Annotated in this window: 11 protein-coding genes; 4 read left to right on the forward strand and 7 right to left on the reverse strand. The window is 50.2% G+C overall.

Annotated features, from left to right (window positions below; translation table 11 throughout):
• Positions 1 to 25 precede the first annotated feature (25 nt).
• Positions 26 to 664, forward strand: coding sequence for a dephospho-CoA kinase (coaE, locus tag AAX10_RS08995; protein ID WP_046700414.1), 639 nt, complete (start codon positions 26 to 28; stop codon positions 662 to 664).
• On the opposite strand, the gene AAX10_RS09000 is transcribed toward coaE, so the two are convergent.
• The 5 genes from AAX10_RS09000 to recG all read right to left on the reverse strand — a co-directional run bounded on the left by AAX10_RS09000 (position 661) and on the right by recG (position 8,261).
• On the reverse strand, positions 661 to 1,197 hold the full coding sequence (locus tag AAX10_RS09000; RefSeq protein ID WP_046700705.1) for a DUF924 family protein: 537 nt from the start codon (positions 1,195 to 1,197) through the stop codon (positions 661 to 663). The two genes, coaE and AAX10_RS09000, sit on opposite strands and share 4 nt — an antisense overlap.
• A 34-nt stretch (positions 1,198 to 1,231) precedes the next feature.
• Entirely contained in the window at positions 1,232 to 1,672 is a 441-nt protein-coding gene (locus AAX10_RS09005; RefSeq protein ID WP_080947149.1) for a GNAT family N-acetyltransferase, read from the reverse strand.
• Positions 1,673 to 1,790: 118 nt separating this feature from the next.
• On the reverse strand, positions 1,791 to 4,814 hold the full coding sequence (locus AAX10_RS09010) for an efflux RND transporter permease subunit (protein ID WP_046700415.1): 3,024 nt from the start codon (positions 4,812 to 4,814) through the stop codon (positions 1,791 to 1,793).
• Positions 4,814 to 6,067, reverse strand: a complete 1,254-nt coding sequence (locus AAX10_RS09015; protein ID WP_046700416.1) for an efflux RND transporter periplasmic adaptor subunit — start codon at positions 6,065 to 6,067, stop codon at positions 4,814 to 4,816. The genes AAX10_RS09010 and AAX10_RS09015 overlap by 1 nt, the downstream gene beginning before the upstream one ends.
• Before the next feature lie 91 nt (positions 6,068 to 6,158).
• Complete coding sequence (recG, locus tag AAX10_RS09020) at positions 6,159 to 8,261, reverse strand: ATP-dependent DNA helicase RecG (protein ID WP_046700417.1); 2,103 nt, start codon at positions 8,259 to 8,261, stop codon at positions 6,159 to 6,161.
• Between the two features lie 99 nt (positions 8,262 to 8,360).
• Here recG and AAX10_RS09025 point away from each other — a divergent pair, with 99 nt between their 5' ends.
• The gene (locus AAX10_RS09025; protein WP_080947150.1) at positions 8,361 to 9,503 is read left to right on the forward strand and encodes a patatin-like phospholipase family protein; all 1,143 of its coding nucleotides are present in this window, start codon (positions 8,361 to 8,363) and stop codon (positions 9,501 to 9,503) included.
• Between the two features lie 67 nt (positions 9,504 to 9,570).
• Here the strand turns inward: AAX10_RS09025 and AAX10_RS09030 are convergent, their stop codons facing one another.
• Positions 9,571 to 10,140 (reverse strand): hydrolase, encoded by a 570-nt coding sequence (locus AAX10_RS09030; RefSeq protein WP_046700418.1) that lies wholly within the window; start codon positions 10,138 to 10,140, stop codon positions 9,571 to 9,573.
• A 164-nt stretch (positions 10,141 to 10,304) separates the two neighbouring features.
• Between AAX10_RS09030 and argA the strand changes: the two genes are divergently transcribed.
• Together argA and AAX10_RS09040 are read left to right on the forward strand one after the other, a co-directional pair.
• A complete protein-coding gene (gene argA, locus AAX10_RS09035) occupies positions 10,305 to 11,612 on the forward strand; it encodes an amino-acid N-acetyltransferase (protein ID WP_420812472.1) in 1,308 nt (435 codons plus the stop codon).
• 203 nt (positions 11,613 to 11,815) lie between these two features.
• Positions 11,816 to 13,174: an MFS transporter gene (locus AAX10_RS09040; protein WP_046700420.1), complete on the forward strand. Its 1,359-nt coding sequence runs from the start codon at positions 11,816 to 11,818 to the stop codon at positions 13,172 to 13,174.
• Positions 13,175 to 13,239: 65 nt separating this feature from the next.
• On the opposite strand, the gene AAX10_RS09045 is transcribed toward AAX10_RS09040, so the two are convergent.
• Positions 13,240 to 14,088 (reverse strand): BamJ family beta-barrel-assembly machinery protein, encoded by an 849-nt coding sequence (locus tag AAX10_RS09045; protein WP_046700421.1) that lies wholly within the window; start codon positions 14,086 to 14,088, stop codon positions 13,240 to 13,242.
• Positions 14,089 to 14,310 lie beyond the last annotated feature (222 nt).

Raw genomic sequence — 14,310 nt, forward strand, 5'->3', positions numbered from 1 at the left:
TATCATATTAAACATTGGAGGATATATGAGTGGATTAATCATCGGATTGACGGGCGGAATTGGCAGCGGTAAGAGCGCAGTAAGCGACTGGTTCGCCATGCAGGGCGGAGACGTGGTCGATGCTGATGTCATCGCTCATGCCATCACCGCTAAAGGCAGTCCTGTATTAGATGAGCTGAAGGACGTTTTTGGCGACTGGGTCATAGATGGCGGTGGCAACTATAATCGCGCCGCCATGCGTGAACACATCCTAAAGCATCCTGCTGCCATCACCACCCTAAACGCCATCACGCATCCACACATTCAAGCACAAATCAAAGACGCCCTGGCAAAGAGCACGTCTGCCTATTGTATCTTATCGGTGCCGCTTTTGGTCGAAGGCATGGCAAAATCCCCAAACTTAGCCGAGCTGTGTGACAGGATTCTGGTCGTGGATGTTCCTGAGTCTATCCAAATAGATCGTGCGACCAAACGCGACCAAATCAAGCTGTCACACCATCAAGACCCCGTCGCCTACGTTAAGACCATCATCGCCAAGCAAGCCACACGCCAACAACGGCTGGCAGCAGCCGATGACGTGGTGGATAATGGTGGCACACTAGATGAACTGTATGTACAGCTTGAGCGGCTGCATGAGCGTTATTTGGCGATGGTAAAGTGCTAAAACGACGAATTAGGTTCTTTTAAGAATTCTAATTCTTCAGCCGTGCTTTTCCTCCCTAATATCTCATTACGATGCGGATAACGACCAAAGCGCTCGATGATGTCCTTATGTCGATGCTCAAAGTCAAGCGTCACAGCATCACCAATCCGCTCAAAAATATCCACCGCGCGCTCATGTATGCTTAAACTCTCTGAGTGCATGAACGGCATGGCGGCAAATATCCGAAAATCCACCGGCAACTCGCTAAAACCCACCAAAGCCACCGCCTCTTGAGCCAAAATAAGCACCACATCATCGGCGGCGAATGCCTTTGGTGTGTCGCGATAGACATTACGACTAAACTGATCTAGGATAATGATCTCCGCTAATCTGCCATAATGATCAGTACGCCAGCCCCAGAGCTCGCCTGCTCTCGCCTGATCGATCAAATCTTCGAACTGCTCAGCGATTTTATGGTCAAATTCATCAGATTTGGCGAACCAAAACGGCTTATTATCCGCATCGAACCAAAAATTTAGCACACGGTTCGCCATCTCATTCGTGGTATAAATCATCATCAATCCTTACTTATTTTCTTATCCAATATCTTCTCATGGCGCGACCATATTCAAATGGCTGATCAGGTGTGATTATGCGCTCTAGCACGCCGCCGCACTTTTCGGTGACTTTTGCGCTCGCGACATTATCATCGCTACACGTTACTAGCACATCGCTTACCCCAAGTTCATTCAAGGTCTGCACGCCAAATACCAGCATCGAAGTCGCAACACCTCGCCGCTCAAAATCAGGATGCGTGGTATAACCAATATGACCGCCATACATTCCTAAGAACTCATTAAGCTCGTGGCGCAGATTCAACATGCCCACCACGCCATCGCCATATAAGGAAAGATATATTGAACTTGGCATCTTATCATAGCCAAATCGATTGCTGCCCTTCGGTGCATAGACATAGCTTAGCCAATCATCATAAGCGTCGGCATCATTTAACACATCAAACGCTGGCACTCATCAGTACCATGAATAACGGCTGACCGTGTTCATCAAATGCGCGCACAAAATCAACCACAGTCTTCCTGTGTTCTGTCTTAGGTTGCACAAACAATAAATCCATCATCGCTCCAACTTATGACGCTGATTGGGCAGATTTTTTACGCTTAAAGAATCTACTCAAATCATCCATCAAAGTATAGACCACAGGAATCACCACAAGGCTCAAAAAAGTCGACGTGATGAGACCGCCCAATACTGCAACCGCCATCGGACGGCGGAACGTCGCATCCGCCCCGCCCCAGCCGAACACGAGCGGCAACATCCCTGCGCCCATGGCGATGGTGGTCATGATGATGGGTCTGGCACGTTTTTTACAGGCGTCTAATATCGCATCAAGTCGCTGCAGCCCTGCCTTCTCGGCAATGATGGCGTAGTCCACGAGCAAGATTGAGTTCTTGGTTGCGATGCCCATAAGCATGATAAACCCAATCAAGGATGAGATGGACAAACTCGCACCCGTCACCACAAGACCAATGAACGCGCCGCCAATCGACAACGGCAATGCCATCAAGATGGTAAAAGGCTGCAGCACCTTATGGAATAACAGCACCAACACCCCAAAGATACAGAAAATACCCACACTCATGGCAATGGCAAAACCCGTGAACAGCTCCGCCATGCTGTCTGCCTCCCCCTCGTCGATGGCACTCACTCCCTCTGGTAGGTTTTGTAGGATTGGCAGATTTTTAACCGCATCGATGACTTCACCCAGCTCTTCTTCAGATTGCACCGTAATCTTAATGCTGCGCATACGATCCAGACGGCGAATTTCAGCTTCCCCCGTGGCACGTCTTAGAGTCGCCACTTCTGATAGCTTCACAGCGCCGGCTTCACTGGTGCTGCTTGGTACATACAGACTGCTCAGTACATTCATGTCGGCACGAGATTCATCAGACAGGCGCACCACGACGGGGATCTGGCGCGTGTCTAGATTTAACTTGGACAATGCTTGCTCATAATCGCCCATCGTCGCCACGCGTAAAGTATTCGCCAGATCACTGGTCGTCACGCCTTTATCCGCCATCATGACGGTGTTTGGAATGGCGCTAAGCTCAGGCTTGGCAAGCGGTCTATTGCTGGTGACTGACGACACCATGGGCAGAGACTGAATCTGCTTGATGGTCTCATTGACCGTTTGGTTAAGCAGTTCAGGATTGTCCGACATCAACGAGAACCCATACCCCGAATCGCCTGTCGCTGACAACCCCACCACGAAGCGGGCTGATGGCACGTCTTTTACCGCTTCAGCGATGGCATTTTCGATGTCGGTTTTGCTTGGGCGTTCGCTGCGTGGGTTAAGCAGAACGTTCAAGGTTGCGGTATTTTCACTGCCTGCCGAGATAAACACAGAACTTACGCCATCCACCTGACTGACCGCACGCGCTGTCATCTGACTGATGCGCGTGGTATCATCCAAAGTCGCATCAGGCGTAAGCTCAAGCGTGACTTGGGTTTGGTTGCTGTCATTTGGCGGCAAGAACGAACCGGGCAGCATCTTGGCAAGACTCAATGAGCCAATGAACACTACAATGGTCGCAACCAACGTAATCGCACGATGGTTCAGCGTCCATCTAACAACAGACAGATAACGCTTCATCATTGCGCCAAATGTTTCTTCTTGGCGTCGTTTTGGTTTTAGGATATAAGCCGCCATCATCGGCGTGACAAGTCGCGCCACCAATAATGAGATGAACACACTGATCGCCGCCGTCCAACCAAACTGAGAGAAAAACTGCCCAACAACGCCACTCATGAACGCCGTTGGCAAAAACACCGCAATCAGTGTGAAGGTCGTCGCCACGACCGCAAGACCAATCTCATCCGCCGCCTCCATGGCTGCCTCATAAGGCGTCTTACCCATGTGCAGATGGCGCATGATGTTCTCAACTTCAACGATGGCATCATCGACAAGCACACCAATAACAAGCGACAAAGCAAGCAATGAGATGACATTCAAACTAAAGCCAAATATCCACATCATCAAAAAAGTAGGAATGATGGATAAAGGCAAAGCCGCTGCCGCCACCAATGTCGTCCGCCAGTCTCGTAAGAACAAGAGCACAACGACCACCGCAAGAATACAGCCCTCAATCAGCATCTTCATGCTGGCATAATAATCTTCGGCGACTGGCTCGGCGTTGTCATAGATTTTTTGGATTTTGATGTGTGGCATCTCTTGGGCGAGTTTGGCAAGCTCTTGATCTACATCTTCAACCATCTGCACTTCGCTAGCACCGCGTGAACGCGTGATGGATAGCGCTACGACCGTTTGGCCATCTAAGATGGCTCGGCTTTTTGGATCGGCGTGAGCGTCCTTAATGTCAGCAAGTTGTCCTAGTGCCACCCCGCCTGCAGGTGTGACCACCTCTAGGCTTGCAAGCTCTCTTACGCTCTTGGCAGAGCCTAATACACGGATGGTTTGAACGCCGCCACCAACCTTGGCCTCGCCGCCTGAGCTGTCTTTTTGGGAAGCGCTGATCTGCTGAGACAGATTTGTAATGGGCAGCTGCCAGCCGTTTAATTTATCAACATCGGGCGTGATGATGATTTGACGTTCAATACCGCCCACACGGCTGAGCGTTCCCACGCCGTTAATGTTGGCAAGGCGTTTATTCAGCGTATCATCAACGAACCATGACAGCTCGGCTTCACTCATGTTATCAGATGCTACAGAGTAACTCACCACGGGGAATCCTGCGGTTGAGACCTTGGTGATGACAGGTTCTTCGGCAGCGGCAGGTAAGTCGCTTGCGATCTCATCAAGTGCTGATCGCACGTCATTCACCGCTTCTGATAGGTCTTTTTCTAGGGTAAATTCGGTATGAATGGTCGCAACGCCCGTCTGCAGAGTAGAGCGGATGTGCTTGACGCCTTCGATGCCGGTGATTTGGTTTTCGATTTTTTGGGCGACGTCTGTCTCTAACTGGGCAGGAGACGCCCCTGTATAAGAGATGGTAACGATGACAGCAGGCACGTCAATGTCAGGGAACTGCTGGATTTTCATCGCGCGAAAACCCAAAATCCCACCCAGCGTCATGAGCGTGAATATCAAGATCGCCATTAAGGGGTTTTTGATAGAATAAGCCGAAAAGTTCATCACTGCCCCGCTGCCTGATGAGTGGACGACTGTGGCACATTGGCATTGACTGTCGCCACACGCACGATGTCACTTTCCGCTAGAAATCCTGCGCTTTTTGCGACGATGAGCGCATCTGGCGGTAAGTTGGTCGCGGCTTTATCCCCGTCATAGCCTAGGATATCCACCTTGGTGCGCACTACTTTATACAGCCCTTCGGCTTGATCAGTTGGCGTCAGCGACCACACATAATCATAACCATCGGTCGTCATGATGGCAGAAGTTGGCACGGCGGGTGCGCTGGACTGGCTTAGGACGAATTTACCCGTCTGATACATGCCAGCACTTAGCGGCGCACCTTGGGGAATGGCGACATGCACCGTCATCTCACGCCCCTGATTGGCGGTCGGTGACAGGCGGATGACTTTGCCGACAATGGGTGTATTTCCTGCCATGATGGTTGCTTCTTGACCGATGCTGATCTTGGCGGCATTGTTCGGTGCAAGTGTCGCTTGCCATTCAAGCGCACCATCTTTAATGATGGTAAATAAAGGATTGCCGCTGGTCAGCACGCCCACCTGAGCTTGGCGTTCGCTGATGATGCCTGAGACTGGCGCGGTGATTTTAGCATTATTAAGGTTGGTGGCGGTATTATTCATCTTCGCTTTGGCGGCAACCACCGTGGCATCTGCCTGCTTAGCGGCTGTGCGGTAGGCATCCACCTGCTGACGGCTGATCGCACCTATCTGCAGCAAAGGCTCGGTACGCGCAAGGTCGGCATGTGCCTTCTGGGCGCTGGCGATCGCTTGATCGAGATCTGCCTGAGCTTGGATGTGTGAGTCTTCGAATGACGATGCGTCTAATATGGCAAGCACCTGCCCTGCACGCACCTGATCGCCCACCTCGACCAGCACCTGCTCAATCGCAGCGCCCGTCACACGTCCACTGACCTGAGCGGTGTGACGCGCTGCGATGATACCACTGGCATCGATGGCATCAAAGATGGTGGCACTGCTTGGCGTGATCGCCTCAACCGACATGACTGGTGCGGTGTTGACTTCTTGGCTGTCCAATGACTTAACCGAAGCGCCGACCACATTGTCATTCGATGCTTTGTCACCATCAGACACACGCCCAATACCCAAGCCCAGCACCAGCCCAAGCGCAACCAAAGCAAGTGCGCTGATAGGTAGCCACCATGGGAATTTGGTGTATTTATCAAAAGCGCCATCTAAGCGCTTATCTAGTGATTCATTGCCATTCTTATCATCCATAAGTAACTCTATTTCATTACACTTTTTATAAATAAATCGATTGTAGCATCACGCACGCACCAAAGTCACATGCATTCCTTTATGAATTTGACTACGCGTTCACATATTCTTTGGTGTCCGGCAGCCACGTATTGACAATCTGATGCGCCAAAGCCTGCCTGTCAGGTGACTCGATGAGCTTATGAGCGATGCTTTGGGCAGCGGTTAATAGCACCTCATCACGCACGATGTCTGCTAAGTAATAACCCATATCTCCCGTCTGACGCTTACCTAATAGCTCGCCTGCCCCGCGCAATTCGAGGTCTTTTTGAGCGATGACAAAGCCATCTGTACTGTCTCTTAAGACATTTAGACGCTCGATGCCCGTAGGAGATAATGGCGTCTGATATAGCAACACACAAAAAGACTTGGCAGAACCACGACCCACCCGCCCACGCAGCTGATGCAGCTGCGACAAGCCTAGCCGTTCGGCATTCTCAATGACCATCAAGGACGCGTTAGGCACATCCACACCCACCTCGATGACCGTCGTCGCCACGAGCAGATCGATATTGCCAAGCTTAAACTCATTCATCACCGCCTGCTTATCATTCGGCTTCATCTTGCCATGTACCAAGCCGATGCGTATGTCCAGTCGATCGCACAGATCCTCATACAATAGCTCTGCTGACTGCGCATCTAGCACCGATGATTCTTCTACAAGTGGGCACACCCAATAAGCCTGCTTGCCGTCTTTGCAATTGACGCGTATCCGCTCAATCACCTCATCACGGCGATCTCGGCTGATGGTAACGGTGGTGATGGGCGTGCGGTTTGGCGGCAGTTCATCGATGACAGACACATCCATGTCGCCATACATACTCATGGCAAGCGTTCTTGGAATGGGTGTTGCCGTCATGGCAAGCTGGTGCGGCGTAGAGTTCGCCACGCCTTTATTGGCCAACCTAAGGCGCTGCTCCACACCGAATCGATGCTGCTCATCAATGATGGCCAGCCCCAATTTGGCGAACACCACCCCATCTTGGAACAGTGCATGCGTCCCAACGACAATCTGCACCTCATTATCCACGATACGCTCTAGCATGGCAGCGCGCTCTTTGGCACTTTGTTTGCCCGCCAAGAAGCCAACACCGACACCCAGCGGCTCGAACCACTTTTGAAAATTAATAAAATGCTGCTCCGCCAAAATCTCTGTCGGCGCCATAACCGCCACCTGCCAGCCACTGTCCAGCGCATAACAAGCCGTCAGCGCCGCCACCAGAGTCTTACCTGCGCCGACATCACCCTGAATGAGTCTTAGCATGGGTCTACTTGTGCTCATGTCTGCCACCGAATCGGCGATGACGCGTTTTTGAGCGCCTGTCAATCCAAAGGGTAAGCTTGCCATGAGCTGATTTGCCAGTTCGCTGTCCGTCTGACAGCGCGGTGCCTTGTGCTGGTAGATGTTATTACGTCGATATAGGAATGCCAATTGATGCGCCACGAGCTCTTCGATGATGATGCGGCGACAGGCTGGGTGCGTCCGCTCTTTTAGACCCTCAAGTAGCGCTGTCTGCTCGAAGATGTCTGCATCTTTATCAGGTAGGTGGATTTGCTTTAAGGCGCTTAGCAGATCTGCCTGCACCCCTGTTACGCCTGCCACCGACAAGTCTTGGATCGATAAGCAGTGCAACGGCTCACGCAAGACAACATTGATGGCAAGGCGCACCAATTGGCGCAGCTTATTTTGGTGCAGTCCTTTTACCGCAGGGTAGATGGGTAATAACCCACTCTCAAACGCCTTAGTGCCTGTGACATGGTATTCAGGATGCGCCATCTGCACCCCATAGCGACTGATCTTAATCTCACCAAAGGCAGTGATGTTCGCGCCAACGACCATCGTGTTTTTAAGGCCTGCGTACACCTTAAAAAACCTAAGCGCCAGCACGCCTGTCTCATCCTCTAACACCACACTCATGCCACTGCGGCTATTCTCGACATGCGTCACCACGCCAGCGACGAGCGCATTCATGCCATGCTGCACATCACGAATCGGCACAAGCCGACTTCTATCCTCATAATCTCTAGGTAGGTGCATGAGCATGTCAAAAATACGATGGATGCCTAGGTCTGCCAGCCTACCCCCCAGACTCTCGCCCACGCCAGACAGCGCGGTCATCGGCAAATTAATCATGGAAGTAGCAGCTTGTGACATGACAGACCTTAGGTTACAAATCTTTATAATGTATTGGATGAATTTAATTTACAATACGTTTGATTTTACAACCATTTTTATTAATTGAAAAGTATCGACATGAAAAAGACCCTTCTTATCGGCGCAAGTCTTAGCACTGCGCTCATCGCAGGCTGTGCCGCTCAGCACACGCAGCAGGCACAGCACACGCCGACCGTTCATGACACAGCGCCCGATGTCGCGTTGGTATTAGGCGGTGGTGGTACACGCGGCTACGCACACATCGGCGCCATCAAGGCACTCGAAGAGCACGGCATCCGCCCCGACCTCATCGTCGGCACCAGTGCAGGCGCGATGGTGGGTGCCCTGTCTGCCTCGGGTAAGTCTGCCAAGGAGCTAGAGCGCATCGCCATGGTACTAGATGAGGCAGATCTACTAGACATCGCGCTCAGCAAGCAAGGGGTGATTGAAGGCAAGGCGCTTCGCGACTTCATTAACACTCAGGTTAATAATAAGCCCATCGAATCACTGCCCACACGATTCGCCGCCATCGCCACTGATGCACATGCTAACACCACGGTAAGCTTTCGCCAAGGCGATACAGGGCTTGCTGTTCAGGCATCTTCAAGCATTCCAAAGCTATTCATCGCCCCTCGTGTCCCCAAGATAGGTGGTAAAAAATACATCGACGGTGGTCAAAGTGCGCTGTTGCCATCAGCGGCTGCCAAATCCATGGGTGCACAATTCGTCATCGCTGTAGATGTGATGTCAGCTTCCAACACACAGCCAGCTGATAAGCCCGCAAACAGCCAAGCCACCGCAGGCATCAGCCGCACTGACAGAGGAATCAAAGCGGTATGGGGCGATGAGGTTATCGAATTCCCCATTAATAGCGACCTCATCAAACAAAGCACCAAAGATCTGCCCGTCAGCATCGATGTGGAGAAACTGCTTGGCATGATTCCTAATAACACACAGATTTCACTACCCAAAGGCCTCCCAACCAGCCTACCCAAATCCAAAGATGACATCATGCAAGCGGCCAACACCATCTTTATGCAAAACCAACGTCATGCCAAGCTCGCTGACGTCAAGGCATCAGATGTGATTATCGCACCTGACTTATCCAAATATGCCGTATTCGATGGCAGCGCCAAAGAAGAGATCATCCAAGCAGGCTATGATGCCACCATCGCCAAAATCCCCCAAATCAAGCAAGCTCTGGCTGAACACCAAAAGCTGCAATCCACCACCAAGCAATAATCAAAAAACGCAAATCCAATCGGGTTTGCGTTTTTTGATTATCCTACTGATACGAGCTTAGAACTGATTATTTTACCAAGTTACTAATCGCCTTAAAATTCGGGTCTTGGCTAGAGCGCAGCAGCTCAAACAATATCGCCTCTGCGGTCGTCACCACCGCGCCTGCACGTCGCATTCTACGGATGGCGATTTTACGGTCGTATGGGTCGCGAGAGCTGGTCGCATCAGTGATGATGACAGGCTGCATGCCATTATCGAGTAGATCCAGTGCGGTCTGCTGCACACAGACGTGCGTCTCAATGCCAAATAATAACACGTGATGGCGGTTCTGCATGGCAAGATGCCGCCAAGTGTGTTCGTCATCTACCGAACTAAACGCTGATTTTTCAAACACGGGCGCATCGCCAGACACCGCTTTTAGCTCACCAATCGTATGCCCAAGCCCCTTGGGGTATTGCTCATTGATGGTCAAAGGCACGCCAAGATGTCCTAAGCCTTCTATCAAGATACGTGCTTTTTTGGTGATTTTATCCATGTCAAAAATATGCGGCACGAACTTATCCTGCACATCAATCATGAGCGCCTGAGTATCCTCGCGGCGAATGCGATAAGTGCGTGTGACGGTCGTGGTCGGCATGGCAACTCCTTGTTGATAGTGGCTGACGACTTTACTTTACTAAAATTTCCCCATCAGGTCAAGGAATATCCCTACGCCAAAAATGACAAAATTTCCACACTTTGACAAAAAACACTTGGCATTCATCAAAAAGCTAACTATCATAGGCGTGTTTTTATGATGAAATTACCATGACGCACACCACCCAAAATCCCATACAATGGTTTCGCCATTCTGCCCCTTATATCAACACCCACCGAGGCAAGACTTTCGTGGTCATGTTCGGTGGCGAGGCAGTCGCACATGAGGAATTTGATCGTCTGATTCATGACTTTGCACTTTTGCACAGTCTTGGCATTCGACTCGTTCTGGTGCACGGTGCCAATCCTCAGATCGAGACGGCGCTGCACAACGTCAACCTACCAAACACCGCCCAGAACGGCGTTCACATCACCCCCTCCGAGGCGATGCCTCACATCCTATCGGCTGTCGGTGCGATTCGCCTACAGCTAGAGGCACGGCTGTCGATGGGGCTTGCCAATTCGCCAATGTTCGGTTCGCGCATCGATGCAGTGTCTGGTAATTTCATCAGCGCACGCCCTTTTGGTGTGCGTCATGGCGTAGATCATCAGATGACAGGCGAGGTGCGCGGCGTGGACGTGGATGCCATTCATCATAATCTAATTCACAACCACATCGTTATTCTAAGTCCGATTGGTTTTTCGGCGACAGGCGAGGTCTTTAGCCTGTCTGCTGAAGACGTCGCAGAACACGCATCCATTGCTTTACAGGCTGACAAGCTGATTTTGTTGGGTGAAGCGCCTTTATATAATCAAGGCGCACTCGTTAGAGAGGTTACCACCAAACAAGCTCAAGAACTGCTAGACGATAACAGCCTTAGCGATGAGATTCGCCGATTTTTAGGCTGCGCGATTCGCGTAAGCGACGTGGTCGATCGCACACAGATTCTACCCTTCGCCAAAGATGGCGCGCTCATCGAAGAGCTGTTCACTCGGGATGGTCTTGGCACCATGATTGCACGTGCGCCATACGATCAGATTCGTCAGGCGCATCTTGGGGATGTCGTGGGATTGTTGGCACTTTTAAGACCATTAGAAGAAGCTGGCATTCTCATTCAGCGACCGCAGTATCGCCTAGAAGCAGACATCGAACACTACACCGTCATCGAGCGTGATGGGATGGTGGTCGGCTGCGCGGCACTCTACCCACTCGATGAGCATTGCGCTGAGGTTGCCAGCATCGCCATCCATCCTGACTATCGCGGTGGCAGTCGCGGCGATGAATTGCTACAGTTCATTGAATCGCACGCCAGATCAGAAGGATTTACACGATTATTCGCGCTCACCACGCACACCAGTCACTGGTTTATTGAGCATGGTTTTATTGAAACTGCTGTACCATCCCTGCCCGCCTCCCGCCAAGCACGCTATGACAATGGGCGCAACTCCAAGATATTCGTCAAAACCATCTAAATCAATCTGCACATACGCCCAATCGGGCGTTTTTTGTTGAATTTCTTTATTAAATTGAATAATAGTTCAAAAAATGGTTTACAAGTCATTATAAACAAAATACAATAACAAACATGTCATCATATTGTAATGACATAGCGGCGCACTAGGATAGGTCGCCATTAGGACTTTTGATAGATACACAAGGATCAAGGAGAGCGTGTATGAATCAACACACCCATACGGCAGGTGCCGCAGGCGGCGCACCGACCGAGCACGTCGTCAACGTGAACGACGTCATTGATAACGCCACCTTTAAACCCTTTCATTGGCAGGTGCTGCTCTGGTGCTTGCTCATTATCATCTTTGACGGCTATGATCTTGTTATCTATGGTGTGGCACTGCCGCTACTCATGGAGCAGTGGTCATTAACCCCTGTCGAGGCTGGCATGCTGGCAAGTTCGGCTCTGGTCGGCATGATGTTCGGCGCGATGATTTTTGGTACGCTGGCCGATAAATTTGGACGCAAAGAGATCATCATGGTCTGTACTGCATTCTTTAGCGGATTTACTTTCTTGGGTGCCTTTGCACCATCACCGACAGAATTTGCCATTTTAAGATTCTTGGCAGGTCTTGGTATTGGCGGCGTAATGCCGAACTTGGTCGCCCTAACCTCTGAATACGCCCCAAAAAAATCACGCGCCACGATGGTCTCCATCATGTTCAGCGGCTACGCAGTTGGTGGTATCATCTCAGCACTGCTGGGCTCATTCTTGGTCAAGGACTACGGCTGGGAAATCATGTTCTACCTAGCAGGTGTTCCATTGGTAGGCTTGCCGATCATCTGGCGCTACCTGCCTGAGTCTTTGACATATCTGGTTAAGGACAACAAACAAGGTCTGGGTCGTCACATCATCCAAAAGATCGATCCATCGCTTCATATCACAGATAATACCAAGCTTTTGCTTAATGAAGCTGCACCGACTGCGACAGGCAAGCCTCAGGACTCTTCATTCAAGGCACTATTTACCGAGGGGCGTGCCTTTGGCACACTGATGTTCTGGACGGCGTTCTTTATGTGTCTATTGATGACTTATACGCTATCTAGCTGGCTACCTAAGCTCATGCTGTCAGCAGGTTATTCACTAAAAGGCAGTATCATGTTCCTGTTCGCCTTGAACATCGGTGCGATGGTCGGTGCGATTGCAGGTGGTTATTTGGCAGATAGATTCCATCTAAAGCCTGTCATCGTTATGATGTGTGCTTTGGCAGCGATATCCATCTCAGCACTTGCCATTAACTCACCACCGATCATTCTATACTCACTGGTGGCAGTGGCTGGCGCGACGACGATCGGCACGTCGATCCTACTGTACAGCTATCTTGCGCAGTTCTACCCGCTACACATTCGTACCACAGGCATCGGCTGTGCTTCTGCGGTGAGTCGCATTGGTGCGATCGTAGGCCCGATCATCACAGGTTTCTTGTTGGCGATGAGCCTACCGCACGCGTATAACTTCCTAGCCATTGGCATTCCTGCACTGATTGCGACCATCGCCATGGCAGTATTAAAACGCTCATGATGGATTATTTTAAGCACATAAAAAAGCCCTTATCATTAAGGGCTTTTTTATTTTGGGTTATTTAATTACTTGTTCTGGGTAGCAGGCTGGGCTTGAGTGTTGCCGGCAGCTTCGGTCTTCGCCACAGCTTCTGCCATTTGTTTTTGAGCTTGCTCTAGTGCAGCTTTAGCTTGCTCTTCGCTTAATAGCTCAACGGTGAAAATTAGCACGCTGTTCGGCTCAATCATTGGGTTGCCCGCCTCACCATAGGCAAGCTCTGATGGGATGTAGAATTCGTATTTTCCGCCTTCTTTCATCAGCTGCAAACCTTCAGTCCAGCCTTTGATGACTTCATTCACCGCGAACTGTGCTGGCATGCCACGCTCATAAGATGAGTCAAACACCTTACCATCGATTAGTTTACCTTCATAATGAACGATAACGGTGTCAGTTGCTTTTGGTGATTTGCCAGTACCTTCGGTGATGACCTTATACTGTAGACCTGATGCGGTGGTTTTTACGCCTTCTTTGGTCTTATTTTCAGCTAGGAACTTATCACCTTCAGCTTTGTTTTTGGTGGCTTTATCAGCAGCTTCTTTGACTTTACGCTCTTCGTACGCCTTGCCAACGGCTTGGATTTGCTCATCAGTTAGCGCACTTTCTTTGCCATTGAAGGCATCAGCGATTGCTTTATTGAAAATTTCCAAATCCAACTCTTCGCCAGTTTGTTCGGTCATGGCTTTTAGGTTCATGCCTCGCTCATAGCCGATGATATAGCTGATTTTTTGGATTTCGGTGCTGCTGTCAGTCACCACGGTAGATTTCTCAGCAGTTTTGGTGTCTGCTGCTGCGTCGGCTGTCTCAGCTTTTTTGTTGCAGCCAGCCAATGCTAGGATTGCCATCATGCTTGCAGCAAGTAGAGTGTGTTTTTTCATAATACTCTCAATTAGAAGATTAAAAATAGGATCGATATTTATCGATTTTTAATGACGCAACATGATACCAAAAATTAAGGCGCTGCGCCATGAATTCTAAGAATAATTGATTGCTCACTGTATAGAATTTGTTAATATTGTACTAAAAAGTCAACCGCTTCCAACATAAGGCGGCTTTTAGTGTTACAATCTGTCTTGAATTTTTAGCAAGTTTAATCATTT

This window comes from Moraxella bovoculi, from assembly GCF_000988745.2.
Classification (GTDB): domain Bacteria; phylum Pseudomonadota; class Gammaproteobacteria; order Pseudomonadales; family Moraxellaceae; genus Moraxella; species Moraxella bovoculi.